This is a genomic window from Pseudomonas sp. ADAK2, from assembly GCF_012935755.1.
Classification (GTDB): Bacteria; Pseudomonadota; Gammaproteobacteria; order Pseudomonadales; family Pseudomonadaceae; genus Aquipseudomonas.
In genome coordinates, this window is record NZ_CP052862.1 from 5,928,262 (window position 1) to 5,953,561 (window position 25,300).

Below are 25,300 nucleotides of genomic sequence, written 5' to 3' on the forward strand. Positions count from 1 at the left end.
TAAACATGTGTGTGTCGGTCTTTTTGTTGTAGAAGCCAGTGGAGCCTCCCGTGCGCCAGCGTTATTTAGCCTTGCTCAGTGTGTTTGCCAGCCTTCCCGCGATGGCGCTCACTTTCCAGACCCGTCTGGAGAGCATTGAGTGGACGGTCGAAGGTGACAAATTCGAATGCCGCCTGACCCAGCCGATCACCGACTTCGGTTCCGGTGAATTCGTGCGTCGTGCCGGCGAGCAGGCGATCTTTCGTCTCAAGGCCTACAACTCGGTGATCGGCGGCGGTTCCGCGACCTTGCTCGCGGCCGCTGCGCCGTGGCAACCGGGGCGTGGTGACATTAACCTGGGTTCGGTCAATATCGGCAGCGGCAACGTACTGTTCAACAGTTCGCAAGTGCAGGCCGGGCGTCTTATCAACGGTTTGATGGACGGCCGCAGCCCGGTCATTCGCCGCGCTTCGGGCGATGGTCGGGTGTCTGAAGTGCGCCTGCTGCCGGTCAAGTTCAATAAGGCGTTCAACGACTACCAGGGTTGCGTGGCCAAGTTGCTGCCGCAGAATTTCGAGCAGGTGAAGCAATCCGAAGTCGGTTTCCCCGGCGAAGGTGTCGATCTGGATCCGGCGGCCAAGGCCAAGTTGCAGGTGATGCTGGAGTTCATGAAAGCCGATCCGACGGTTAATCACATCGAACTCGACGGCCATTCCGACAACAGCGGCAATCGTCTGACCAATCGCGAACTGTCACGCCGCCGGGCACTGGCAGTGATGGACTTCTTCAAGGCCAACGGCTTCCAGGAATCACAGATCACCATGCGTTTCCACGGTGAGCGCTACCCGCTGGTGCCGAACACCAATGCGTCCAACCGGGCGAAGAACCGCCGGGTCGCGGTACGCCTCGAACGCGTGGCGCCCACCGAGAAACCGGCTCCGCAATCAGCCTCTGCCGCGAGTGCTGCGGCCACATCCTGACTCGGCGGTCATCGTCGCGCCCGCGTAAGAATCTGTCGCTTCGTCGTCATAAGCTGTCGCGGTACTGTAAATTATTTCGTATGAGCGGTAGACTTCACGGCTTTCCGTAAACCCCGTGGAGTGATGGCATGGCGGACGTAAACAAGGTCGTTCTGGCGTATTCCGGCGGCCTGGACACTTCGGTGATCCTCAAGTGGCTGCAGGATACTTATAACTGTGAGGTGGTGACCTTCACCGCTGACCTGGGGCAGGGCGAAGAGGTCGAACCGGCCCGCGCCAAGGCTCAGGCCATGGGCGTCAAAGAAATCTACATCGACGATCTGCGCGAAGAATTCGTGCGTGACTTCGTGTTCCCGATGTTCCGCGCCAACACCGTTTACGAAGGCGAGTACCTGCTGGGTACTTCCATCGCTCGTCCGTTGATCGCCAAACGCCTGATCGAAATCGCCAACGAAACCGGCGCTGACGCCATTTCCCATGGCGCCACCGGCAAGGGTAACGACCAGGTGCGTTTCGAGCTCGGCGCCTATGCACTCAAGCCAGGCGTGAAAGTGATCGCCCCTTGGCGCGAGTGGGACCTGCTCTCCCGTGAAAAGCTGATGGATTATGCTGAAAAGCACAACATCCCGATCGAGCGTCACGGCAAGAAAAAATCCCCGTACTCGATGGATGCCAACCTGCTGCACATCTCCTATGAAGGCGGCGTGCTGGAAGACACCTGGACCGAGCACGAAGAAGACATGTGGAAATGGACCGTCTCCCCGGAGAAGGCTCCTGATAAAGCGCAGTACCTGGAACTAACCTACCGCAACGGCGACATCGTCGCACTGGACGGTGTCGAAATGACCCCGGCCACCGTGCTGGCGACGCTGAACAAGATCGGTGGCGAACACGGCATCGGCCGTCTGGACATCGTCGAAAACCGCTACGTGGGCATGAAGTCCCGTGGCTGCTACGAAACCCCAGGCGGCACCATCATGCTGCGCGCGCACCGTGCGATCGAATCGATCACCCTGGACCGCGAAGTGGCTCACCTCAAAGACGAGCTGATGCCGAAATACGCCAGCCTGATCTACACCGGTTACTGGTGGAGCCCTGAGCGTCTGATGCTGCAACAGATGATCGATGCGTCCCAGGCCCACGTGAACGGCGTTGTGCGCCTGAAGCTGTACAAGGGCAACGTGATCGTCACCGGCCGCAAGTCCGATGAATCGTTGTTCGACGCCAACATTGCCACCTTCGAAGAAGATGGCGGCGCCTACAACCAGGCTGACGCGGCGGGCTTCATCAAGCTCAACGCCTTGCGCATGCGCATTGCAGCCAACAAGGGTCGCAAGTTGTTCTGAGATCGTTGTAGCGGTAACTGAGGTGCTGGCCCTGTCGTCGACAGGGTCAGCAGCTGAAAAAAGGTTGTTCTGCCTCGCACATGTTGCCAGCGCCCATCTCATATCTAATCCGGCTATCGTCTTTTCCTGGTTACCCATTCAGCGTTTGATCCAGCACTGTCACGCCCTGTGAGTTCAAGTTGTAGACAACGCAGAAGGCCTCGCAAGCGCCTTTTTTTCTGTGTGTCGAATACTTGAGTGCGCCTTCCTTCAGTAACTTCTCCGATTGGCTGCAAGCAAGAAACACGATCACTTTCGTGGGATGGTTGCGTGGTCGGCGGATTCTTTCCATCAGGGTTATGACGTCCTCCTGCGCGTGCATACCGCGAGCATCGATGATGCTCAGATCCTTCAGCGATCCCGGCAAATTGACGCTGTGTTGAACCCGGATACTGGTTTGCAGGTTGAGGTGTGCCGGCGGATCCTGTGCGGTCTGGAACCAGCTAAATCCTCTGCGGTGGGTCGAAAAGCCTGGCGGGGGACGTTCCGATGTCGAAGCGACAGCAGCGGTTTTCGGTTTTCCAACCAAGTCGCCTGAGCGCGGGTTTTTTCTGTTTTCCAAGCGCTCGGCGTCATCCATGACTTTTACGAAGTACTTATCCTTCTCGAAATCAGAGGGGGCATACAATGATCGATAGTTGAAGTTGAGTGTGAGGAAAAAAAGAAAGAGTAAGTAGAACGGGAAGCTGATCAAAAACCAGATATAGATTTCTCTTTCGGCGTTATCAAGAAAAGGCAGAGAGACAGCGGCAGATGTTTCTGAGATCGCTGCAAAAATGGCGATAATGGTCATTGGGTTGGAGATCTTTTTTTGGAGTTTTTTCATATTTTTTGCTCATAAGATGATGTCTTTTTCTCGTGTGAATAAAGGAGTTGTTGATGGTTTGCTTTTTTGATTTATTGAGGTTTGTTTTTTAATTAGAGTCCGTTCTTGGTAAAGGGTTGTGGCGATATCGAGTAACTGTAGTGCTCATGATTTTTATATGTTGGGTGTTCTTGTATCAAAAGTTTTATTGGGTGCTGTGTTCGTTTTTCAGGCGGGTAGCGTTGCTTGGTATCAGCTTGTCGTTGTAGGCAGAAGAGGCTGGCTGGGTTGTACAGTTGTCGGTTATGTGCGGTATTGTTTGTAAGGCGATACAAAAAAAAGCGGCTGTTGCTGAGTGCTCCTGGATTTTTACGTTTTCACGCGCATTACCTTCGAGGTTTTTTTGTAGGAATAATCCGCGTTACTTGTAGGGGATGTCTCTCGGTGTGGGTACCTGGGGGGGACGGCATGCCACGGATGAAACGACTAGGCTATTGTGCGGGCTCTAAAAATTCGAACAGCGAAAATTGGACTTGCCCATGAATAAAGTGCTGATCGTGGATGATCACCCTGTCATTCGTCTCGCGGTGCGTTTGCTAATGGAACGTCATGGCTACGAAGTCATCGCAGAAACAGACAATGGTGTAGATGCATTGCAACTTGCTCGTGAACATTTACCGGATATTGTCATTCTGGATATTGGAATACCGAAACTGGATGGGCTGGAAGTCATCGCGCGTCTGACGTCAGTGGCGTTACCTTTGAAAGTGTTGGTGCTGACGTCTCAGGCGCCGGGGCATTTTTCGATGCGCTGCATGCAATCAGGTGCCGCCGGTTATGTGTGCAAGCAACAAGACCTCACTGAATTACTCAGCGCAATAAAGGCTGTGTTGTCAGGCTACAGTTACTTTCCTAATCAAGCCTTGCATACAGTACGGTCCAGTCTGGGTAATGCCAGTGAAGCCGATATGGTGGATCGCTTGTCGGGGCGGGAAATGATGGTGTTGCAACAACTGGCTCGAGGGAAGACCAACAAAGAGATAGCCGATGGAATGTTCCTCAGCAACAAGACCGTCAGTACTTACAAGACCCGTTTGTTATTGAAGCTCAATGCTCGCTCGCTGGTGGACTTGATCGAACTGGCCCAGCGAAATGGCCTGGTGTGACGACACCTAGTAAAAAGCCTCCGTTTCGGGAGGCTTTTAGGTGTCATACATCAAAATCGTAATCGGCCAATTGCTTTTGCAGTCGGCGCTCCTCCAGCAGATTGTCGATGGTGCGGCGCTTGCTCAGGTTGGTTTTCGCTACCTCGACCACCGGTTCAGCGTCATCGGCTTCAACGGGGGTGAAGTCGTCTTCTACGTCCAATTGCTCTTTGCCAGTGCTCATTTTGTTACTCCAGGCTAAGACTGCCTTTGGCGCTCCTTATATCGACATTCTCCCGGCGGGTAAAAAAGATTTTTTCAATCGATAAATCAATAATTCTAATAGCGCCTCAATCGTCCGAGGTCTTTTGCTTGTATTCGCACAAGTCTTCGATCCGGCAACTGCCGCAACGGGGCTTTCGGGCCAGGCATACGTAGCGCCCGTGGAGGATCAGCCAGTGATGGGAGTCGAGCAGAAACTCCTTGGGCACGAACTTCATCAGCTTGTTTTCCACCTCGACCACATTTTTGCCAGGTGCAATGCCGGTACGGTTGCTGACCCGGAAAATATGAGTGTCCACGGCCATGGTCAGCTGGCGGAATGCGGTATTGAGCACCACGTTGGCGGTCTTGCGGCCAACGCCGGGTAGCGCTTCCAGCTCCTCGCGGGTCTGCGGTACTTCGCCGCCATGGCGCTCCACCAGCAAGCGACAGGTTTCGATCACGTTCCTGGCCTTGCTGTTGAACAGGCCGATGGTCTTGATGTACGCCGACAGACCTTCGACGCCCAGGGCATAAATCGCCGCCGGGGTATTGGCCACCGGATAGAGTTTGGCCGTGGCCTTGTTGACGCCGACATCGGTGGACTGCGCCGACAGAATCACCGCGATCAGCAGTTCGAATGCTGAGGAATAGGCCAGTTCAGTCTTCGGCTCCGGGTTGTCTTCGTGCAGCCTGCGAAAGATTTCGTAACGTTTTGCGGCATTCATGGGTGATGCATTTCCTCGAAAGCGGTCAATTAGAAGGCGTTGGGCGAGGCCAGGCCTGCCACCCGGCGATCAACAGCCCCAGCAGGATGAATCCGCCGGGAGCGAGGGTGGCCAGGCGCAGGCCGCCGTCGGCAGTCAGAACGATACCGGGCCAATCCACCCCGCCGGTCAGCCAGGACAGATGAGCACCAACGGTGCCTTGACCGATAAGTTCGCGCAGCAGGCCCAGGCTTGCCATCAGCGCGCCGAACAGGCCACACAGGCGCAAGCGATCACGCCAGGGGCTCTGGAAAAAGCCATTGTTATCCAGCACCACACATTGCAAGGCGATGAGCCCGGCATACAACCCCAGATGTTGCTGCCATTGCAGCGACCAAGCTTGCCCGGCGAGTTCGGCGCAACTGGTCAGCGTGGCCGCCAGCAGGACGCCGGCCGGCAAGCGTGCCCACGGCACGAGTCTGGCGCGCAAAGGACCCATCCCGACGTCATAGACCGCAATCACCACCACGAACATCAGCCACAGTCCCAGAGCGGTCATCAGGGAGCCGGTGACGCCGATCAGTGGCGCCAGCATCAGTGAGTTCTGTACAGACGCCTTATTCATGGGCGTCGCTCCCCATCAGTTGTTGCCGATGCTCATCGAAATAGCGCAACGCATCATGGATCGTGTTGATCGCGGCTCTTGAGGTCGTGGTCGCCCCGGCCATTTGATCGAATTGCCCTTGATCCTTTTTCAACGCCCAACCATTGTCCGCGGGATCGGTGCGCGACTTGCCGGTAAAGAGGTGCAGCCAGGCATTCGGCCAATCAGCGAGGCGACCACCCAGGCCCGGTGTTTCTGCCTGTTTGAGGGTTTTGACCCCGAGCAATTTTCCATTGGCGTCGATGGCGATCAGCAATTCGATGGCGCTGGTGTAACCCAGGGTCTGGCTGCGCAGCAACACCGCGCTGGGCTGGCCAGACTTCGTCGCCCGGTAACCCCCCAGCAACGTGCTGTTGCTCAACGGGATGTTTTCGAGGGGCAGAGGTTGTTCCAGCGGCTGGTTGTCGTAGCTGTCGGACGGCAGCATATCCAGCAGCGTGCGACTGTCGATCAGGCGCTGTTCAGTGGCAATGCGCGTCGCGCTGGTGTGTTGCACAAGATAGGTCACGCCTGTTCCAAGGCCGGCCAATAACGCCAGGATCACAACGCTGGTCGCCCGGTTCATGGCGCGGTTCGCTCCTGGGGGGCGGCGGCAAACCGTTCCAGCGCCGGCACACAGAGGTTCATCAGCAGCACGGCAAACGCTACGCCATCCGGATAGCCGCCCCAGGTCCGAATCAGGTAGGTCAGCAGCCCGACCCCCGCGCCGAACAGCAGTCGGGCCGTGGGGCTTTTTGCGCCGGACACCGGCTCCGTGACGATAAAGAATGCACCCAGCATGCTCGCGCCCGTGAGCAGATGAAACAGCGGCGAGCCATGGGAATCGGACCCCGAGCCGTTCCAGCACAACAGGCTGATGATGAACAGGCTGGCGAGCATGCCGACCGGCGCATGCCAGCTGAACACCCGTTGCTGAAGCAGAAAAGCACCACCGGCCAGAAACGCTAGGTTGACCCATTCCACACCGCGACCGCCAAAATGACCGAACGCCGGGTTGCCGGCGAACAGCTCATCCATGGTCAGGCTTTTATTGATGCGCAGGCTGTCCAGCGCTGTGGCCTGGACCCACGCATCCGGCGTCTGGCTAAAACTGAAGCCGAACACCTGCGACAGACCGCCGAGCAGGTCCATGCCATGGGATGACGGCCAGTGCGTCATCAGTTGCGGAAAGGTCACCAGCATCAAGGCGAAACCGAGCATGGCCGGGTTGAACGGGTTCTTGCCGACACCGCCATACAGATGTTTGCCGAACAGCAACGCGGCGGCGGCAGCACTGACCGTCAGCCACCACGGGCAATACGGCGGCAAGGCCAGCGCCAGCAGCGTCGCTGTGACCAAGGCACTGCCGTCGCTCAAGGTCGGCTTGAGCGGGCGCTTGCGCAACTTCAGCACCGCGGCCTCTATCGCCAGCGCCGTCAAGGCCGTCAGAATCAGGTTGATCAAGACGCCCCAGCCATACAGCCAAAACATTGCCAGCATCCCCGGCACCGTGGCCAGCAATACCAGCTTCATGGCCTGCTGAAGGCGTTCGTCCACCGATTCAAGGGGCGACATAGGCCTCCACCAGGCGTTCGGCTTCCAGGAGTCGGGCGCGCGCCTTGTCCATCATCTCTGTCGGCGTATCCAGCCGTCGTTCAAGCTTGCTGACATCGGCGCGAGCGTAGGCCAATTCGGTTTTCAGCTGTCGAAGCTGGCTGTCGATCGGGCGTTTTTCGACGCGCATCAGGTCAGGCAACGGTTGATCACTGACCGCTTCAGCCTCGTGCAACGCCTGTTCGGCATTTTTCAACGCCCGCTCCAACGCTTCGATCTGCTGCGCCGGCGCTTCACTGGTCTGCGCTTTTTTCAGCTCGGCGCGGCGCATGGCTAGCTGGATTTTCGCCCGTTTCAGCTCGGCGTCTTTTGCCGGGGCAACCAGTGCCGGGGCGGGTGGCGCGGTGCTTTCCAGTTGCGCCAGCGCCTGCTCGGCGGCTTCGAACTGCTGTTGCAGGACGATCAGTTGCGATTGTTGCTCGAAGGTCGGTGGATGGCCGAAGGCCTTGAGCGATTTGTTCAATTGCGCCCGACTCATCGCCAGATCGATCTTGGCCTTTTTCAACGCCGCGTCAGCCGTTGCGGTTTTTTGCGCGCGGACCCGTTCAAGGGCGGCCTGCACCGGATTGACCGTCACTTCACTGGGTTGCGCGGCACGTTGGGCGCGGGCCTGGCGCTCGGCAATTTTCTGTTGTTCTTCACGTTGTAACCGAGCGTTGCGTTGTTCGAAACGACGCCGCGCCCGATTGCGCTTGCTGGCCCGGGCCCGTTGTTCTTCAAGGCTGAACGCCAGGCCGCCGACAATCGGCAGCACCGTGGCCAGCGGCAGTGGGCGCATCTCTATGCAGTCCACCGGGCACGGCGCCACGCACAGGTCGCAACCGGTGCATTCATCGACGATCACCGTATGCATCAGTTTTGCCGCGCCGACGATCGCGTCCACCGGGCAGGCCTGGATGCACTTGGTGCAGCCGATGCATTCGGCTTCGCGGATGTAGGCAATCTGCGCCGGTGCCGAACCGCGACTGATGTCGAGTTCCAGCACCGGTACTTTCAGCAAGTCGGCCAGGGCGGCGATGGTTTCGCTGCCGCCCGGCGGGCACTTGTTGATCGACTCGCCGTCGGCGATGCCTTCGGCGTAAGGCTTGCATCCGGGGTGGCCGCACTTGCCGCATTGGGTCTGGGGCAAGAGGGCGTCGATGCGTTGAATCAGACTCATGTTTTGATCAGTCCACTGAATCCGAGAAAAGCCACTGCGATCAGTCCGGCACCGATCAACTGGATCGGCAAGCCACGAAAGGGCAGGGGAACATCATTGTCACGTGTGCGCTGGCTCAAGTCGCTGAACAGCATCAGCACCAGCCAGAAGCCCAGTCCGGCACCGAGGCTCAGGGCGCTGGCATGGAAAAAGCCCTTGTCGTCCTGGGCGTTGAGCAAGGTCAGCCCGAGCACGCCGGCATTGCCGAGCAGCAAGGGCCACAGGCCTTCGAACGAAAGTTTTGCAAATAATCGCGACAGTAACGTCAGCAGCGGGGCGATCAACAGAACGCTCAATGGCAGGAACACGAACAGGCGCAGGCTCGTCAGTTCCAGTGGCACCAATAGCCAGTGGAAGAGCGCGTAGCCGGTCATGCCGACGATCAGCATCAGGGCTGCCGTGGCAATGCCCAGTGCATGGACCTGCCGTTGTTCGGCAGCCAACAGCGGATCGACGCCCAGCGGCCACTGCAACACGAGGTTGTTGATCAGGGCGGCGCTGATAAGCGTAAGAAGCAGTTCGGTCATGATCGTGCCGGCAGAAGGAGGCCTGTCTAACAAGGTTAGGCATTATCCGGCAAGGACGGAGGGTGGGCCAGATATGAAAATCCCACAGGCATGCCAGGCACGACTGTGGGATCGGTTTTGCAAATCGAAGTTTACTTGATGCGCTGCCCCGGCTTGGCGCCGCTGTCGGGGCTCAGCAGGTAGATTTCTTCACCGCCAGGGCCGGCCGCCATCACCATGCCTTCGGAGATCCCGAACTTCATTTTCCGCGGCTTGAGGTTGGCGATCATCATGGTCAGGCGACCATTGAGCTTGGACGGATCCGGGTAAGCACTCTTGATTCCGGAGAACACGTTGCGTTGCTCATCACCGATGTCCAGGGTCAGGCGCAGCAGTTTGTCGGCCCCTTCCACATGTTCGGCCTTGAGGATCAGTGCCACGCGCAGGTCGACGGCGGCAAAGGCGTCGAACTCGATTTCCGGCGACAGCGGCTCTTTGACCAATTCGCCATTGCCGGCCGGTGCAGTTTCACCGGTATCGGTGGCGCTGGCAGTCAGGTCTTCTTTCGAGGCGTCGGTCATGGCTTGCACTTTTACCGGGTCGATGCGGGTCATCAACGGTTTGAATTCGTTCAGCTGATGATTGCTCAGCAGCGTGGCGTGGTCGTTCCAGGTCAGCGGCGCGACATTGAGGAACGCCTCGGCATCGGCGGCCAGTAGTGGCAGCACCGGTTTAAGGAAGATCACCAGTTGGCGGAACAGGTTGATGCCCAAGGCGCAGATGGCCTGGACTTCGTCGTGCTTGCCTTCCTGCTTGTTCAGCGACCACGGCGCCTTGTCGGCGATCCAGGCGTTGGCACGGTCGGCCAGGCCCATGATCTCGCGCATGGCGCGGGCGAAGTCGCGAGCCTCGTAGGCCTCGGCGATGCCTGGCGCGGCGGCGAGGAAGGCGTCGGTCAGTTCCGGCGCGGCGTTACCCGCCACCAATACACCGGCGTTACCTTTCTGGATGAAACCGGCGCAACGGCTGGCGATGTTGACGACTTTGCCCACCAGGTCGGAGTTGACCTTCTGCACAAAGTCTTCGAGGTTCAGGTCCAGGTCGTCGACGCCACGGCCAAGCTTGGCCGCGTAGTAGTAGCGCAGGTATTCCGGCGACAGGTGGTCCAGGTAGGTCCGGGCCTTGACGAAGGTGCCACGGGACTTGGACATTTTCTGACCGTTGACGGTCAGGTAGCCGTGTACGTTGATGCCGGTTGGCTTGCGCAAACCCGCACCTTCAAGCATCGCTGGCCAGAACAGCGCGTGGAAATTGACGATGTCCTTGCCGATGAAGTGGTACAGCTCGGCGGTGGAATCCTTGGACCAGAACGCATCGAAATCCAGGTCTGGACGACGGGCGCACAGGTTCTTGAAGCTGGCCATGTAGCCGATAGGCGCGTCCAGCCACACGTAGAAGTACTTGCCCGGCTCGCCCGGAATCTCGAAACCGAAGTACGGCGCATCGCGGGAGATGTCCCACTGTTGCAGGCCGGCATCCAGCCACTCGGCGATTTTGTTGGCGACGGCGTCTTGCAGGGTGCCGCTGCGGGTCCAGACTTGCAGCATTTCCTGGAAGTCCGGCAGCTTGAAGAAGAAGTGCTGGGAATCCTTGAGCACCGGGGTGGCGCCAGAGATCGCCGACTTCGGATCCTTCAGGTCGGTGGGAGCGTAGGTCGCACCGCATTTTTCGCAGTTGTCGCCGTACTGGTCTTCGGTGCCGCATTTCGGGCAGGTGCCCTTAATGAAGCGGTCGGCCAGGAACATTTTCTTTTCCGGGTCGAAGTACTGCGTGATCGAGCGTTGGGCAATGTGCCCGGCGTCGCGCAGCTTCAGGTAGATCTGGCTCGACAGCTCACGGTTTTCTTCGGAATGAGTGGAGTGGAAGTTGTCGAAGTCCACCAGGAACTCGGCAAAGTCGGCGCTATGTTCAGCCTGGACGTTGGCGATCAGTTGTTCCGGGGTGATGCCTTCCTTTTCCGCGCGCAGCATGATGGCCGAACCGTGGGCGTCGTCGGCGCAGACATAGATGCATTGATTGCCGCGGTGCTTCTGGAAGCGCACCCACATGTCGGTCTGGATATATTCCAGCATGTGGCCAAGATGGATCGAACCATTGGCATAGGGCAGGGCGCTGGTGACGAGGATCTTGCGTGGCTCGGACATGGGGCTCGGCTACTTGATGAAACGGAGGTCGGCCACTATAAAGCGCTGGCGCATATTTTTCACCCCGTGAGGTTGTTTCCTCCGATGATTGAATCGGTGGTGCGATCTTTTCTCGGCATCCCGCGAAACGATCAGAACAGGTACGATACCCGCCTGATTTTCCAGTCTTGCTATCGGAGTTGCCCATGAGCGCCCTCAATCGCGCAGCGGTGGAAGCCGTCCTTCGCCAATACACCGACCCTTACCTGAACCAGGATCCGGTCAGCGCCGGGTGCGTGCGCGGCATCGACATCCAGGGCGATCGCGTCAGCGTCCAGCTGGAACTGGGTTATGCCGCCGGTCTGTTCAAGAGTGGCTGGGCGCAGTTGCTGCAAATGGCTATCGAAGGGCTGGACGGGGTGGTCACCGCCCGTGTCGAGATCACCAGCGTGATCGCCGCGCACAAGGCCCAGGCACAGATCCCGGGCCTGGCCAACGTCAAGAACGTGGTGGCCGTAGCCTCCGGCAAGGGTGGCGTGGGCAAGTCCACCACCGCCGCCAACCTCGCCCTGGCGCTGGCCCGTGAAGGCGCCAAGGTCGGGATTCTCGACGCCGACATCTACGGCCCGAGCCAAGGCATCATGTTTGGCATCCCGGAAGGCACCCGGCCGCAGGTCAAGGATCAGAAGTGGTTCATCCCGATTCAGTCCCATGGCGTGGAAGTGATGTCCATGGCCTTCCTGACCGACGACAACACGCCGATGGTCTGGCGCGGCCCGATGGTCTCCGGTGCGCTGTTGCAACTGGTGACCCAGACCGCGTGGGGCGACCTTGATTACCTGGTCATCGACATGCCGCCTGGCACCGGCGACATCCAGCTGACCCTGGCGCAGAAAGTCCCGGTGGCCGGTGCTGTCATCGTTACGACGCCGCAAGACCTGGCCCTGCTGGACGCGCGCAAGGGCGTGGAAATGTTCCGCAAGGTCAACATTCCGGTGTTGGGCGTGGTGGAAAACATGGCCGTGCACATCTGCTCCAACTGCGGACATGCCGAGCATCTGTTCGGTGAGGGCGGTGGTGTGAAATTGGCCACCCAGTACGGCGTCGAACTGCTGGCATCGTTGCCGCTGGCGATGGCCATCCGCGAACAGGCCGATGGCGGCAAGCCAACGGTGATCGCCGAGCCGGACAGCCCGATTGCGATGGTGTATCAGGAACTGGCCCGCCATGTCGGCGCGCGGATCGTGTTGCAGGAAGCGGCGACACCGGCGATGCCGAATATCACCGTCAGCGACGATTAATCTGCGTCACCTGTTAAAAGATCGCAGCCTCGTTTCTCTGTAGCAGCTGCCGAGGCACGAGGCTGCGATGGGCTGCGCAGCGGCCCCCGAGGGCGGTCCTGCGGACACGTAACGTAGCCTCGTGCCTCGGCAGCTGCTACAGGGGTTGATCTCGCTTTAGATACGCAACCCGCCATCCATCTCCAGAATCCGACCGGTGTAATAGTCGTTCTCGAAAATGTACGCCGCCGAATGGGCGATCTCGTCCGGCTTGCCCATGCGCTTGAGCGGGATCCCGGCCGTCATCTTCTCCAACGCTTCCGGCTTCATGCCCAGCGTCATCTCGGTTTCGATAAAGCCCGGCGCAATGCCTGCCACGCGAATGCCGTAGCGCGCCAGTTCCTTGGCCCAGGTCACGGTCGCTGCGGCGACACCGGCCTTGGCGGCGGAGTAGTTGGTCTGGCCGACGTTGCCGGCACGGGAAATCGACGAGATATTGATGATCGCGCCGCTGTTTTTCAGCTCGACCATTTTCGCCGCCACTTCACGGGTGCACAGGAACACGCCGGTCAGGTTGACGTCGATCACCGCCTGCCACTGGGCCAGGCTCATCTTGGTCATTTCGCCGTCCTTGACCTTGATCAGCAGGCCATCGCGCAGAATCCCGGCGTTGTTGATCAAGCCATGGATCGCGCCGAAATCTTCGGCCACCTGGGCGACCATGTGCGTCACTTGTTCTTCATTGGCGACGTTGCACAGATAGGCGCGGGCCTCGACGCCCTTGGCCTTGCATGCGGCGACGGTGTCATCGAGCTTTTCCTGGTTCAGATCGACCAGCGCCAGCTTCGCGCCTTTACCTGCGAAATACTCGGCCATCGAACGGCCTAAACCCTGGCAACCGCCAGTGATAATGATTACTTTGTCAGTGAGTTGCATTCGCATGCCCCAATAGCAGGTCAGAAAGTGGTTTCCTTCTAGAGGGCCTCTCGATCTGCACCTGATGTGGCCTGGCTGCACATGAGAACTGCCCCGATGGCGTGCTGGAATACTTATCCCCAGGCGCCTGTCCGTTTTTTCGACGGATTCTATATAAGGAGTCATAAATTGAGCGTTGAAGCGGCCAAGAATGCCCGAGAATTGCTTCTCAAGGAATACCGCGGAGTGCTTTCGACACACTCCAAGGCCATGCCCGGTTTCCCCTTTGGCTCGGTGGTTCCGTACTGCCTGGACGAGCAGGGCCGGCCGCTGATCCTGATCAGCCGCATCGCCCAGCACACCCACAACCTGCAGAAAGATCCGAAATGCTCACTGTTCGTCGGCGAGCGTGGGGCGGAAGACGCGCAAGCCGTTGGTCGCCTGACCTACCTGGCCGAGGCGGAAAAGCTTGAGGATGAGGCGGCTGTCGAAGCGGCGGCCGAGCGTTATTACCGGTACTTCCCGGACTCCCAGAGTTACCACAAGGCTCACGATTTCGATTTCTGGGTGCTCAAGCCGGTCCGTCATCGCTACATCGGCGGTTTCGGCGCGATTCATTGGGTCGATCAACTGACCCTGGCCAACCCGTTCGCCGGCAAGGCGGAAGTGAGCATGGTCGAGCACATGAATGCCGACCACGCCAAGGCCATCGCGCACTACGTCGAGCTGGCCGGTTTGCCGACGACAGCCCCGGCGCAACTGGCTGGCATCGACACCGAAGGCATGCACTTGCGCATCGGCCAGGGGCTGTACTGGTTGCCGTTTCAAGCGCCGTGTAATACGCCGACACAAGTCCGGGAAGCCTTGGTTTTCCTGGCTCACGCCGAGCATTGGCCGAAAAATGAAGTCGCCGACGCTTGAATTCACGAAGTGGCGACGTCATCTAAGGCTTACTGGCAAGGCATTCTTGCGTTGAGGAACCATTTGATGCGCCCTTTTTTATTGCTCTTTGTACTGTTTCCGGTGTTGGAGCTGTTCGTATTCGTCAAGGTCAGCGGGGCCATCGGGTTTTTCCCGGCCCTGCTGCTGATCATTCTCGGCTCGATGCTCGGCGTGTTCGTGCTGCGGATCGCCGGTCTGGCCACTGCACTGCGTGCCCGTGAAAGCCTGAACCGTGGCGAGCTGCCGGCCCAGACCATGCTCGAAGGCCTGATGCTGGCTTTGGCTGGTGGTCTGTTGATCCTGCCCGGCTTCGTCACCGACGTGCTGGGCCTGATCATGCTGCTGCCGCTGTCTCGCCGCTTGCTGGCGAACAAGATGCGCCAGCGCGCTGAAGAGGCGGCGATCCGTCAGCGTGCCTTCGCCGATGACCTGCAACCGCGGGGCGGTCCTGCCCCGCGTCAGCCGTTGGGCCGCGAGCCCGATGTGATCGAAGGCGAGTTCGAACACCACGATCCCAAGTAAAGCGTTTCAGCTGCACGGCACCTTCGGGTGCCGTGTTCGTTTGCGGGCCACAACATGAAAAAATTTGCTTGCCCGCCCTTGTAATAAGCTTATGCGCCCTTATGTAACGGTCACCGCAAGGTTTCTGGCGATCACGCCAGACAGACTTCCGCGGTTCGCTCGACGAACCGCACCCGGCACCGCCGGATTTGTTAAACCCGCCGGGAATACACCGGCCGATGAAAACCACAATTAGGAGAGATCGACAATGAAGCTTCGTCCTCTGCATGACCGCGTCGTCGTCCGTCGCAGCGAAGAAGAAAAGAAAACCGCTGGCGGTATCGTCCTGCCAGGTTCGGCTGCTGAAAAGCCAAACCAGGGCGAAGTCCTCGCTGTAGGCCCAGGCAAAGTGCTGGACAACGGTGAAGTGCGTGCGCTGTCCGTGAAAGTGGGTGACAAGGTTGTGTTCGGCCCTTACTCCGGCAGCAACACTGTGAAAGTCGACGGCGAAGACCTGTTGGTAATTGGCGAGAGCGAAATCCTCGCCGTTGTCGAAGGCTGATTCCCCGCTCATTTTCCCGCTACTACAAAGTATTTAAGGAATATCGATCATGGCTGCTAAAGAAGTTAAATTCGGCGATTCCGCCCGCAAGAAAATGCTCGCCGGTGTAAACGTCCTGGCTGACGCAGTAAAAGCGACCCTGGGCCCTAAAGGCCGTAACGTGATCATCGAGAAGAGCTTCGGCGCTCCGACCATCACCAAGGACGGCGTTTCCGTAGCCAAAGAAATCGAACTGAAAGACCGTTTCGAAAACATGGGCGCGCAGCTGGTCAAAGACGTTGCCTCCCGTGCCAACGATGACGCAGGCGACGGCACCACCACCGCTACCGTTCTGGCTCAATCGATCGTCAACGAAGGCCTGAAAGCCGTCGCTGCCGGCATGAACCCGATGGACCTGAAGCGCGGTATCGACAAAGCGACCATCGCTATCGTCAAAGAGCTCAAAGCCCTGTCCAAGCCTTGCGCTGACACCAAGGCGATCGCTCAGGTCGGCACCATCTCGGCCAACTCCGACAACTCCATCGGCGACATCATTGCCGAAGCCATGGAAAAAGTCGGTAAAGAAGGCGTGATCACCGTTGAAGAAGGCTCGGGCCTGGAAAACGAACTGTCGGTTGTTGAAGGCATGCAGTTCGACCGTGGCTACCTGTCCCCGTACTTCGTCAACAAGCCAGAAACCATGACTGCCGAGCTCGACGGTCCGCTGATTCTGCTGGTCGACAAAAAGATCTCCAACATCCGCGAAATGTTGCCAGTACTGGAAGCCGTTGCCAAAGCCGGCCGTCCACTGCTGATCGTGGCCGAAGACGTTGAAGGCGAAGCCTTGGCGACTCTGGTTGTGAACAACATGCGTGGCATCGTTAAAGTCGCAGCCGTCAAGGCTCCAGGCTTCGGCGACCGTCGCAAGGCCATGCTGCAGGACATCGCCGTCCTGACTGGCGGTACCGTTATCTCCGAAGAGATCGGTCTGAGCCTGGAAAGCACTACCCTGGAACACCTGGGTAATGCCAAGCGCGTGATCCTGTCCAAAGAAAACACCACCGTGATCGACGGCGCCGGCGTTGAGACTGATATTCAGGCTCGCGTTCTGCAAATCCGTCAGCAAGTGGCTGACACTTCGTCCGACTACGACCGTGAAAAACTGCAAGAGCGTCTGGCCAAGCTGTCCGGCGGCGTTGCAGTGATCAAGGTTGGCGCTGGTTCCGAAGTAGAAATGAAAGAGAAGAAAGCCCGCGTTGAAGACGCCCTGCACGCTACCCGTGCTGCCGTTGAAGAAGGCGTGGTACCTGGCGGCGGCGTGGCACTGGTTCGCGCTCTGCAGGCTATCTCCGAACTGAAAGGCGACAACGCCGATCAGGACGTTGGTATCCAATTGCTGCGTCGCGCTGTTGAAGCGCCACTGCGCCAGATCGTTGCCAACTCCGGCGACGAGCCAAGCGTCGTTGTCGACAAGGTCAAGCAGGGTTCGGGTAACTACGGTTACAACGCTGCTACCGGCGAATACGGCGACATGATCGAAATGGGCATCCTGGACCCGGCTAAAGTGACTCGTTCGGCTCTTCAGGCAGCGGCTTCCATCGCCAGCCTGATGATCACCACCGAAGCCATGATCGCCGAGATCAAGGAAGAAGGCTCGGCTGGCGGCGGTATGCCAGACATGGGCGGTATGGGTGGCATGGGCGGCATGATGTAAGCCAGCCTTACCCCGTACATAAAAACCCCGCCTGCGCTAAGCAGGCGGGGTTTTTTATTGCCCGTGCAGACGTCAGCTCAGACGCTGACCGGCTTTGCCTTGCCAACCCGCTCAACCTTGGAAGCCGGTCGATACAGGATGTAGTAATACGACCCCAGGCAAATCAGCCAGCAGAAAATCGCCGTCCACACGTTATGCGAGAAGAAGTGCGCGCCCTGCATCATCCGGCTGATGGAAAACACCGTGCCCAAAGCGGCAGCGAAGATAAACGCCTTGCGCGCCAGTCGAGGACGACGGTCGCGCAGCACAAAGAACAGCGCAAACAAGGTAAAACCGGTGGCCGCATGACCGCCCGGCCAGCACCGGCCCGGCTTATCGGTGTGCGGACGCGGGCTCAGCAGTTCGCTGTAGGTTTCATGGCCACCGAACTGTTCCAGGCTCCAGGGGCATTGCACCGCCGTCACCACTTTCACCGGCGTGACAAATGAAGTGGCCAAGCCCAACGACAACACCAGGCAACCCAGCTCCCGTTTGAACGGTTTGAGCTTCTCGACAAAAAACGCGCAGATAAAACCGATCACCGCAAACACCGAGAAAGCGATGACCACTTGTTTAGCCCGGTCATGCAGGATGTCTTCGAGGAAATAACTGTGCCGGCCAATGAAATCACCGGCCGCCGGATCATAAAAGTACCGAGCCAGATTCATGTCCAGATCGGTCAGTTCGAGCAACACCAGAACGATCGCCGCAATGGCGGGAACCCCGAGACATACCCAGAAATTGAGTGGGCGGGAGGCGGGGCGGGCAGAGGTCGAAACCATGGCAATTCCTTGAGCAGTGAGCAAGTTCTGAGGGGCGCAGTCGCGCGGAGTCTGCGCCCGATCCTGTTGTGGCCTTGTGAATCGAGAGTGAAAAACTCGTTAAAACATCGGTCGGTAGAATGATGAAAGGACAGGGCCACACAACCCTAGCCGTGAGCCACACTTGGCCGTAAGCTGCGCGAGCCGAAGACGGCCGTTACTGTGTACGGAGGAGTGCCCATGCGAATTCTATTGGTTGAAGACAACCGCGATATCCTCGCCAATCTGGCCGATTACCTGGGGCTCAAGGGCTACACCGTGGATTGCGCGCAGGACGGCTTGTCGGGGCTGCACCTGGCGGCCACCGAGCATTACGACCTGATCGTGCTCGACATCATGCTGCCCGGCATTGACGGCTACACCCTGTGCAAGCGCCTGCGTGAAGACGCCCGTCGCGACACACCGGTGATCATGCTCACCGCCCGGGATCAGCTGGATGACCGTTTGCAGGGCTTCAAGTCCGGCGCCGATGACTACCTGATCAAGCCTTTCGCCCTGTCCGAACTGGCAGCGCGCATTGAAGCGGTCATGCGCCGGGCCCAGGGCGGCGGGCGCCGTGCGTTGCAGGTCGGTGACCTGAGCTACGACCTCGATACCCTGGAAGTGACCCGCGAAGGCCGCCTGCTGAAACTCAACCCGGTCGGCCTCAAGTTGCTGGCGGTACTGATGCAGAAAAGCCCCCATGTGCTGCGGCGTGAAATCCTCGAAGAAGCCCTGTGGGGCGATGATTGCCCGGACAGCGACAGCCTGCGCAGCCATGTTCATCAACTGCGCCAGGTGATCGACAAGCCTTTTGCCAAGCCTTTGCTGCAAACCGTGCACGGCGTGGGTTACCGCTTGGCCGAGGGCCGAGATGGAGTTTAAGCAGAGCCTTGCTCAACGAATCATCATTGCCTTTGCGCTGATGAGCGCGCTGGTGGCCGGGGCCTTCGCCATGGGCATCGTGGCGACCGTGCACCTGGTGGAAGAGAAACTGATTTCGGCCGGCCTGGGTGGCGACTTGCAACGGCTGTTGCTGATGGACAGCGTGTCGGACTGGAGCCACCGCCCGGAGCCAGACCAACTGTTCTATTTCAGCGGCGGGCCAGGGGACTTCGAGTTGCCCAAGGACCTGCGTCACCTGGAACCCGGCTTTCACGAAGTCTTTCGCGAACAGCTGTCGTATCACGCGATGGTCGAAGTCGTCGACGGCCGGCGTTATGTGCTGTTGCAGGATCAGAGTGATTTCGAAGAGCGGGAGCGAGTGCTGTTTGCCGTGGTCCTGGTGGGATTCGTCCTGAGCCTGGCATTGGCGGTGTTTCTCGGCTGGATCCTGGCGCGCAAGGTCATGGCACCCGTGGTACGGCTAGCTCGGCAAGTACGCCACCGCGATCAGTTATTGGGTTTGGCGCCGCCCTTGGCGCCCGACTATGCCGCGGACGAAGTGGGCGAGCTGGCGGTGGCCTTCGACGCCACGCTCGGGCGCCTGCGCCAGGCCTTGACCCGTGAGCGCCTGTTCACCAGTGACGTCAGTCATGAATTGCGCACCCCGCTGATGGTCCTGGCCAGTTCCTGCGAACTACTGCTGGAAAACCCTGGCATCGACCAGCGCGGTCGTTCCCAGGTCGAGCGTATCGCCCGGGCCTGTGAGGAAATGCGCGAACTGGTGCAAACCTTCCTGATGCTGGCCCGCGCCCAGCATGAAGACGCCAGCATGTCCCCGCAGCAGACGCTCAGCCAGGTGGCCGACGGGCTGCTCAATCTCTGGCGTGAGCCGATCGCGTACAAAGGGCTGGCCCTGCAGTTCGAGCCAGGTAATGCGCTGAACAACCGCTACAACGCGACCCTGCTGCAAGCGGTGATGGGTAACTTGTTGCGTAATGCGCTGCACTACACCGAAACCGGCTTCATTCGCCTCACCCTCACGGACACCGGGTTTATTGTCGAGGACAGTGGCGTCGGTATTCCCGAGGAAAAGCGCGAGGCGATGTTCGAGCCCTTTGTGCGCGGCAGCGAGAATCGCGGCGAAGGCTTGGGCCTGGGCTTGTCGCTGGTGCAGCGGATTTGTGAGAACCAGGGCTGGACAGTCAGGCTGACCACCATGGAACCGAATGGCTGCCGTTTTGAAGTGGAATTGGGTAAGCCGCGGGTCTGATTGAACGGCGGTGGCCCCGCGCCACTATCCAATCCTTGTAAAACCCTGAAATACTTCACGATTGTACACAACGAAGTTTTCACAAAGTCATGACCTGACGCTGACACGACGCTACCTAAGGTGGTTGTCATCAGCAATTCAGGAGACTTTGAGATGGCAGGCCCGATCAAACTGGATTTTTCGGAAAAGTACGACGATCAACACGCGCAAAAGTACCTGCGCAAGCACCAGGACGGTCTCGGTCGTCGATTGTCTCATTGGCGAGACGAGCAATTGGCACGCAAGGCGCTGACCCTGGCCGGTGAGCCCGGGTTGGTCCTCGATTTACCCAGCGGCGCCGGGCGTTTCTGGCCGTTATTGGCGGAAAAACCCAATCGGGTGATCATCGGAGCCGACAACTCCGAGTCAATGTTGAAAATTGCGACCCAGTCGCAGCCAGCCGAAGTGGTAAAACGGGTACAACCCTTGCACACTTCTGCGTTCGACATTGCCTTGCCCGATAACGCCGTCGACAGCATTTTCTGCATGCGATTGCTCCATCACATCGGGGAAGCCGAGCACCGACTGGCCATCCTGCGCGAATTCGAGCGTGTCACCCGTGACAGCGTGATCATTTCGCTGTGGGTGGACGGCAATTTCAAGGCCTGGAAACGCAAGCGTGCCGAGAAAGCGCGCGGGCAGGAAGGTTACCAAAATCGCTTTGTGTTACCGGCCGCCACGGTTGAAAAGGAGTTCGAACAGGCGGGGTTCCGTATCCAGGAACAACTGGACTTTTTACCGCTCTATGCCATGTGGCGAGTTTACGTATTACGCAAGAGGTAACAGGATGGCAGTGCAATGTGCAGCAGAAACGGAAGTCGCTTCCCAGGACCGCTTCGACTATTTCTGGAATCAGCGCGGTGAATGGGTAGAAGAACCCAACGTCCGTCGCGGTGGGGAAAGTGGCGTGCAGCGCGTCAGGAGCAGCGATGGGCAACTGCTGTATGCCAAGCGTCAGACCGGGCATATCTACCGCAGCTGGTTGCACCCTTTCGGCCGACCGACCGTATTGCGCGAGCAGGATGCGCTCATCGGTCTGACGGCGCTCGGCGTTCGTGTGCCGGAAATGGTGTTCTGCGGCGCCCAGCGCGACCCTGTACATAAATGGCGTGCGTTGCTGGTCACCAAGTCCCTGGACGGCTTCGAGGAAATCGAACACTGGTACGCCGGTGGCGGTCGTGAGCGTCATGGCGAAGCCGTGCATGAGCGCGTCCTCAAGGAACTGGCCGAGAATCTGGCCCGCATGCACAAGGGCCGCTGGCAGCACAGCTGCATCTACATCAAGCATGTGTTTGTGCGGGTTGTCGGCGAAGGCGAAACGGCCACGGTGGAAGTGGCGCTCATCGATCTGGAGAAGTGCCGCCAGCGTTTGACTGCCCAGCGCGCCGCCGCCCATGACATGAAGCAACTGCGTCGCCACTCGTCGTTCAGCGATACAGACTGGAAGAATCTGGTCTATTTTTATGAGACGGCGTTTGGCAGCGCTATCAAGGGTTTATAGCGATGAAACTCGAAATTGCACGAGGTGTGTTTCTTCTAGGAGCCTTGGCAGTTGCTTCATTGGCGGTGGCGGCTTGGGAGCAGCCCCGCACGCAAGTCCTCAGTGCAGTGAACGATGGTGCTCACTGCCCGTTGCCACGGGTTGCCAAGGCAGCCGTGGCCACACAACCTGATCATGACTTGTTACTGTTCATGTTCGGACTTTCACAGGGATTGAGGCCGCAAAGTTGAACAGATTGAAGCCAAAATAAAAGGCCTCGCAGATGCGAGGCCTTTTTTTTTGGCTGATCGTTCCCACGCTCCGCGACAATGATCGTTCCCACGCTCTGCGTGGGAATACCGCAACGGACGCTCCGCGTTCGGCTGTTGATGGGATGCGGAGCGTCCCGGGCTGCATTCCCACGCGGAGCGTGGGAACGATCATGGAGCCGAGGGTTTATCAGGCTTGGCCAGCAACGTATAAACGCACGGCAACACGAACAGGGTAAACAACGTCCCGATCGACATCCCCGTGGCGATCACCGTGCCGATATCAAAGCGGCTGACAGCGCCCGCACCGGTCGCCAGAATCAACGGCACCATGCCGAACACCATTGCCGCCGTGGTCATCAACACCGGCCGCAGACGAATGGCCGCCGCTTCTTCCACCGCTTCGCGCGGAGTCAGGCCTTTCTCCTTGCGCAGCTTGTTGGCGAACTCCACGATCAGGATCCCGTGTTTGCTGATCAGCCCGATCAACGTCACCAACCCGACCTGGGTGTAGATGTTCATGCTCGACCAGCCGAGGAACAGCGGAATCAACGCCCCGCAGATCGACAGCGGCACCGTCACCAGAATCACCAGTGGATCGCGGAAGCTTTCGAACTGCGCCGCCAGCACCAGGAAAATGATCGCCAGCGCCAGGGCGAACGTGACCCACAGCGCACTGCCTTCCTGAACGAATTGCCGTGACGTGCCGCCATAGTCAAAGGCAAAACCCACCGGCGCTTCTTCCTGGGCGATCTGGCGCACCACCTCGATGGCCTCACCCATGCTGACCAGCGGGAACCCGGTCACCGCCGCCGCGTTAAGCTGCTGGAACTGGTTCAACTGCCGTGGCCGTGCCCGGTCGGTCACGGTGATCAGGGTCGACAGCGGCAGCAGTTCGCCCTTGGTGTTCTTGACGTAGTAATTGTTCAGCCAGTCGGGGTTATCCCGGTACGCTCGTTCGACCTGCGCGATGACCTTGTAGCTGCGCCCTTCGATGGTGAACCGGTTGATCTCCGCCTCACCCAGCAACGTCGCCAGGGTGCCACCGAGGTCCTGCATCGACACGCCCATCTGGGCCGCCTTGGCGCGGTCGATATCCACCACCACTTCCGGCTTGTCGAACGCCAGGTCGATGTCGACGAAGGCAAACTTGCCGGACTCCAGCGCGCGTTTTTTCACCCGATCGGCCACGTCCAGCAGCGACGCGTAGTCGTTGGCGGTGTTGATGATGAACTGAAACGGCAAGCCTTCACCGGTGCCCGGGAGGGACGGCAGGTTGAAGCCGAAAATCTGCAAGCCGGGAATGCTCCCCAGTTTTTCCTGGACCTCGGGCAGGATCTGCATTTGCGTGCGACCGCGCTCGTTCCACGGTTTGAGCAGGAAGCCGCCGATACCCGATTGCACACCGTTGAAACCATTGATCTGGAACGAGGAGTAGTACTCGGGAAACTCCTTGAAGATTGTGATGAATTCGTCGGTGTAGGTATTCAGGTAATCGAGGTTGGTCGGCTGCGGGGCGTTGGCCATCATGAAAATGATGCCCTGGTCCTCGTCCGGTGCCAGTTCCGTTTTGGCGAACTTGAGAAACACCGGGATCAGGCACAGCACGATGACCGCGAACACCAGCACCACCGGCCGGGTGTTGAGTGTGCCGTGCAGCATGCTTTGATAACGGCGCTTGAGGCCTTCGAAAATCAGGTCGAGGCGATGGGCCAGGCCGCTGGGATTGGTGTCGTGGCGCAGCAAATAGGCGCACATCATCGGCGACAGGGTCAGGGCAACGATGCCGGAAATCACCACCGCCCCGGCCAGGGTCAGGGCGAACTCCTTGAACAGCGCCCCGGTGAGCCCGGTGAGGAACCCGATCGGCGCATACACCGCCGCCAGGGTAATGGTCATGGAAACCACCGGCATGGCGATTTCCCGGGCGCCTTCGATGGCCGCGTCGAGCGGTGTCTTGCCTTCCTCGATGTGGCGGTGAATGTTTTCCACCACCACAATCGCATCGTCCACCACCAGGCCGATGGCCAACACCATCGCCAGCAGGGTCAGCAGGTTGATCGAGTACCCCATCATCTGCATGAAGAACATCACGCCGATCATCGACAGCGGGATGGTCACCACCGGGATCACCACCGAACGCAGGGCGCCGAGGAACAGGAACACCACGACGATGACGATCAGCACCGCTTCAAACAGGGTTTTGATCACCTCATTGATCGAAGCCTGGATAAACAGCGTGGCGTCGTAGGCGATTTCGCTTTTCAGATTGGGCGGCAACTGGGCTTCCAGCTCCGGCATGATCTTGCGCACTTCCTTGATCACGTCCAGCGGGTTGGCGCCGGGTGTCGCCTTGATGCCGATGTACACCGACGGTGTGCCACCGAACGAGCTGATGGCGTTGTAGTTCTCGGCGCCCATTTCCACCCGCGCCACATCGCTGAGCAGCACCCGGCTGTCACCGTCGACCTTGAGCGGAATCGCGGCGAAGGCCTCGGCGGACTTGAGTTCGGTGTTGGCGTTGATGCTGGTGACCACGTATTCGCCTTTCACCTCGCCGGCGGCGGAGAGGAAGTTGTACTGGCGCACCGCGTTGGTCACGTCGCTGGCACTCAGGCCGAACCCGGCGAGTTTCACCGGGTCGAGCCACAGGCGCATGGCGAACACCTGGTTGCCGAGAATCTCGGCTTCGGCCATGCCGGGCAGTGTCGCCAGTTTCGGCTGGATAACCCGGGACAGGTAATCGGTGATCTGCGGGTTGCTCAGTTCCTTGCTGAAATAGCTGATGTACATCAGCGCCGAGGCGTCGGCGGCTTCCTTGCTCAGCACCGGGTCTTCGGCGTCCTGGGGCAGCTTGTTCTTCACCTCGTTGGCCTTGGCCAGCAACTCGGTGAACAGGCGGTCGCTGTTGGAGCCGATACGCGCGTAGATCGAAATCACCGAGAAGTTCTGGCGACTGACCGAGGTCATGTAGTCGATGCCCTCGGCGCTTGCCAGGCTTTGCTGCATCGGTTGGGTAATGTAGCCCTGGATCGTTTCGGCGTTGGCCCCGGGGTAGGCGGTGGTCACCGTGATCAGGGCGTTTTCCATTTGCGGGTATTGGCGCAGCGGCAGCTTGCTCCAAGCCTGGAAGCCCAGTAGCACAATCAGCAGGCTGACCACCGTGGCGAGCACCGGGCGGCGGATGAACGGATCGGTAAAAGCCATGAGGATTCCTTG

The 25,300-nt window shown here is 59.1% G+C and carries 24 protein-coding genes and 1 pseudogene; 13 read left to right on the forward strand and 12 right to left on the reverse strand.

Annotation, left to right across the window (positions count from 1 at the left end; all coding sequences use genetic code 11):
* The first annotated feature begins 50 nt into the window (after positions 1 to 50).
* Entirely contained in the window at positions 51 to 959 is a 909-nt protein-coding gene (locus HKK52_RS27260; RefSeq protein ID WP_169373317.1) for a flagellar protein MotY, read from the forward strand.
* Positions 960 to 1,087: 128 nt separating this feature from the next.
* Positions 1,088 to 2,305 (forward strand): argininosuccinate synthase, encoded by a 1,218-nt coding sequence (locus tag HKK52_RS27265; RefSeq protein WP_008155574.1) that lies wholly within the window; start codon positions 1,088 to 1,090, stop codon positions 2,303 to 2,305.
* 130 nt (positions 2,306 to 2,435) lie between these two features.
* Here HKK52_RS27265 and HKK52_RS27270 read toward each other — a convergent pair whose 3' ends face one another.
* Positions 2,436 to 3,170 (reverse strand): hypothetical protein, encoded by a 735-nt coding sequence (locus tag HKK52_RS27270; protein ID WP_169373318.1) that lies wholly within the window; start codon positions 3,168 to 3,170, stop codon positions 2,436 to 2,438.
* Between the two features lie 518 nt (positions 3,171 to 3,688).
* On the opposite strand from HKK52_RS27270, the gene HKK52_RS27275 reads away from it, so the two are divergent.
* On the forward strand, positions 3,689 to 4,315 hold the full coding sequence (locus tag HKK52_RS27275) for a response regulator transcription factor (protein ID WP_169373319.1): 627 nt from the start codon (positions 3,689 to 3,691) through the stop codon (positions 4,313 to 4,315).
* 43 nt (positions 4,316 to 4,358) lie between these two features.
* Here HKK52_RS27275 and HKK52_RS27280 read toward each other — a convergent pair whose 3' ends face one another.
* The 8 genes and pseudogenes from HKK52_RS27280 to metG form a co-directional block, all read right to left on the reverse strand.
* Positions 4,359 to 4,538 carry a PA3496 family putative envelope integrity protein gene (locus HKK52_RS27280; RefSeq protein ID WP_169373320.1) on the reverse strand — a complete coding sequence of 60 codons (180 nt, stop codon included), beginning with the start codon at positions 4,536 to 4,538 and terminating at the stop codon, positions 4,359 to 4,361.
* Between the two features lie 106 nt (positions 4,539 to 4,644).
* Positions 4,645 to 5,283, reverse strand: coding sequence for an endonuclease III (gene nth / locus HKK52_RS27285; protein WP_169373321.1), 639 nt, complete (start codon positions 5,281 to 5,283; stop codon positions 4,645 to 4,647).
* Between the two features lie 25 nt (positions 5,284 to 5,308).
* Positions 5,309 to 5,887, reverse strand: a complete 579-nt coding sequence (locus HKK52_RS27290) for an Rnf-Nqr domain containing protein (RefSeq protein WP_169373322.1) — start codon at positions 5,885 to 5,887, stop codon at positions 5,309 to 5,311.
* A complete protein-coding gene (locus tag HKK52_RS27295; RefSeq protein WP_169373323.1) occupies positions 5,880 to 6,491 on the reverse strand; it encodes an RnfABCDGE type electron transport complex subunit G in 612 nt (203 codons plus the stop codon). The genes HKK52_RS27290 and HKK52_RS27295 overlap by 8 nt, the downstream gene beginning before the upstream one ends.
* Positions 6,488 to 7,480, reverse strand: coding sequence for an RnfABCDGE type electron transport complex subunit D (locus tag HKK52_RS27300; RefSeq protein WP_169373324.1), 993 nt, complete (start codon positions 7,478 to 7,480; stop codon positions 6,488 to 6,490). Before HKK52_RS27300 ends, HKK52_RS27295 begins: the two co-directional genes overlap by 4 nt.
* An 802-nt stretch (positions 7,481 to 8,282) precedes the next feature.
* Positions 8,283 to 8,657, reverse strand: a pseudogene (gene rsxB, locus HKK52_RS33065) (electron transport complex subunit RsxB); the annotation flags it as partial.
* 17 nt (positions 8,658 to 8,674) lie between these two features.
* Positions 8,675 to 9,244, reverse strand: a complete 570-nt coding sequence (locus HKK52_RS27310) for an Rnf-Nqr domain containing protein (protein ID WP_169373326.1) — start codon at positions 9,242 to 9,244, stop codon at positions 8,675 to 8,677.
* A gap of 131 nt (positions 9,245 to 9,375) precedes the next feature.
* Complete coding sequence (gene metG / locus HKK52_RS27315; protein WP_169373327.1) at positions 9,376 to 11,427, reverse strand: methionine--tRNA ligase; 2,052 nt, start codon at positions 11,425 to 11,427, stop codon at positions 9,376 to 9,378.
* A 185-nt stretch (positions 11,428 to 11,612) separates the two neighbouring features.
* Here metG and apbC point away from each other — a divergent pair, with 185 nt between their 5' ends.
* Positions 11,613 to 12,707 (forward strand): iron-sulfur cluster carrier protein ApbC, encoded by a 1,095-nt coding sequence (gene apbC, locus HKK52_RS27320; protein WP_169373328.1) that lies wholly within the window; start codon positions 11,613 to 11,615, stop codon positions 12,705 to 12,707.
* Positions 12,708 to 12,863: 156 nt separating this feature from the next.
* On the opposite strand, the gene HKK52_RS27325 is transcribed toward apbC, so the two are convergent.
* Positions 12,864 to 13,622: an SDR family oxidoreductase gene (locus HKK52_RS27325; protein ID WP_123515064.1), complete on the reverse strand. Its 759-nt coding sequence runs from the start codon at positions 13,620 to 13,622 to the stop codon at positions 12,864 to 12,866.
* 168 nt (positions 13,623 to 13,790) lie between these two features.
* Between HKK52_RS27325 and HKK52_RS27330 the strand changes: the two genes are divergently transcribed.
* The 4 genes from HKK52_RS27330 to groL all read left to right on the forward strand — a co-directional run bounded on the left by HKK52_RS27330 (position 13,791) and on the right by groL (position 17,299).
* Positions 13,791 to 14,522, forward strand: coding sequence for a HugZ family pyridoxamine 5'-phosphate oxidase (locus tag HKK52_RS27330; RefSeq protein ID WP_169373329.1), 732 nt, complete (start codon positions 13,791 to 13,793; stop codon positions 14,520 to 14,522).
* A 66-nt stretch (positions 14,523 to 14,588) separates the two neighbouring features.
* Complete coding sequence (locus tag HKK52_RS27335) at positions 14,589 to 15,065, forward strand: FxsA family protein (protein WP_149657970.1); 477 nt, start codon at positions 14,589 to 14,591, stop codon at positions 15,063 to 15,065.
* Between the two features lie 247 nt (positions 15,066 to 15,312).
* Positions 15,313 to 15,606 (forward strand): co-chaperone GroES, encoded by a 294-nt coding sequence (locus tag HKK52_RS27340; RefSeq protein ID WP_007948593.1) that lies wholly within the window; start codon positions 15,313 to 15,315, stop codon positions 15,604 to 15,606.
* Between the two features lie 49 nt (positions 15,607 to 15,655).
* Complete coding sequence (groL, locus tag HKK52_RS27345; RefSeq protein ID WP_092278663.1) at positions 15,656 to 17,299, forward strand: chaperonin GroEL; 1,644 nt, start codon at positions 15,656 to 15,658, stop codon at positions 17,297 to 17,299.
* Positions 17,300 to 17,376: 77 nt separating this feature from the next.
* On the opposite strand, the gene HKK52_RS27350 is transcribed toward groL, so the two are convergent.
* Complete coding sequence (locus HKK52_RS27350; protein ID WP_169373330.1) at positions 17,377 to 18,120, reverse strand: phosphatase PAP2 family protein; 744 nt, start codon at positions 18,118 to 18,120, stop codon at positions 17,377 to 17,379.
* Positions 18,121 to 18,339: 219 nt separating this feature from the next.
* Here HKK52_RS27350 and colR point away from each other — a divergent pair, with 219 nt between their 5' ends.
* From colR to HKK52_RS27375, 5 genes are all read left to right on the forward strand, one after another.
* Positions 18,340 to 19,023, forward strand: coding sequence for a two-component system response regulator ColR (gene colR, locus HKK52_RS27355; RefSeq protein WP_054045155.1), 684 nt, complete (start codon positions 18,340 to 18,342; stop codon positions 19,021 to 19,023).
* A complete protein-coding gene (locus HKK52_RS27360) occupies positions 19,013 to 20,293 on the forward strand; it encodes a sensor histidine kinase (RefSeq protein WP_169373331.1) in 1,281 nt (426 codons plus the stop codon). The genes colR and HKK52_RS27360 overlap by 11 nt, the downstream gene beginning before the upstream one ends.
* Positions 20,294 to 20,446: 153 nt before the next feature.
* Positions 20,447 to 21,115, forward strand: a complete 669-nt coding sequence (locus HKK52_RS27365) for a class I SAM-dependent methyltransferase (protein ID WP_169373332.1) — start codon at positions 20,447 to 20,449, stop codon at positions 21,113 to 21,115.
* Between the two features lie 4 nt (positions 21,116 to 21,119).
* Positions 21,120 to 21,833 (forward strand): lipopolysaccharide kinase InaA family protein, encoded by a 714-nt coding sequence (locus tag HKK52_RS27370; RefSeq protein WP_169373333.1) that lies wholly within the window; start codon positions 21,120 to 21,122, stop codon positions 21,831 to 21,833.
* A gap of 2 nt (positions 21,834 to 21,835) precedes the next feature.
* The gene (locus HKK52_RS27375; protein WP_133838174.1) at positions 21,836 to 22,063 is read left to right on the forward strand and encodes a hypothetical protein; all 228 of its coding nucleotides are present in this window, start codon (positions 21,836 to 21,838) and stop codon (positions 22,061 to 22,063) included.
* Positions 22,064 to 22,252: 189 nt separating this feature from the next.
* On the opposite strand, the gene HKK52_RS27380 is transcribed toward HKK52_RS27375, so the two are convergent.
* Positions 22,253 to 25,288 carry a multidrug efflux RND transporter permease subunit gene (locus HKK52_RS27380; protein WP_169373334.1) on the reverse strand — a complete coding sequence of 1,012 codons (3,036 nt, stop codon included), beginning with the start codon at positions 25,286 to 25,288 and terminating at the stop codon, positions 22,253 to 22,255.
* Between the last annotated feature and the right edge of the window lie 12 nt (positions 25,289 to 25,300).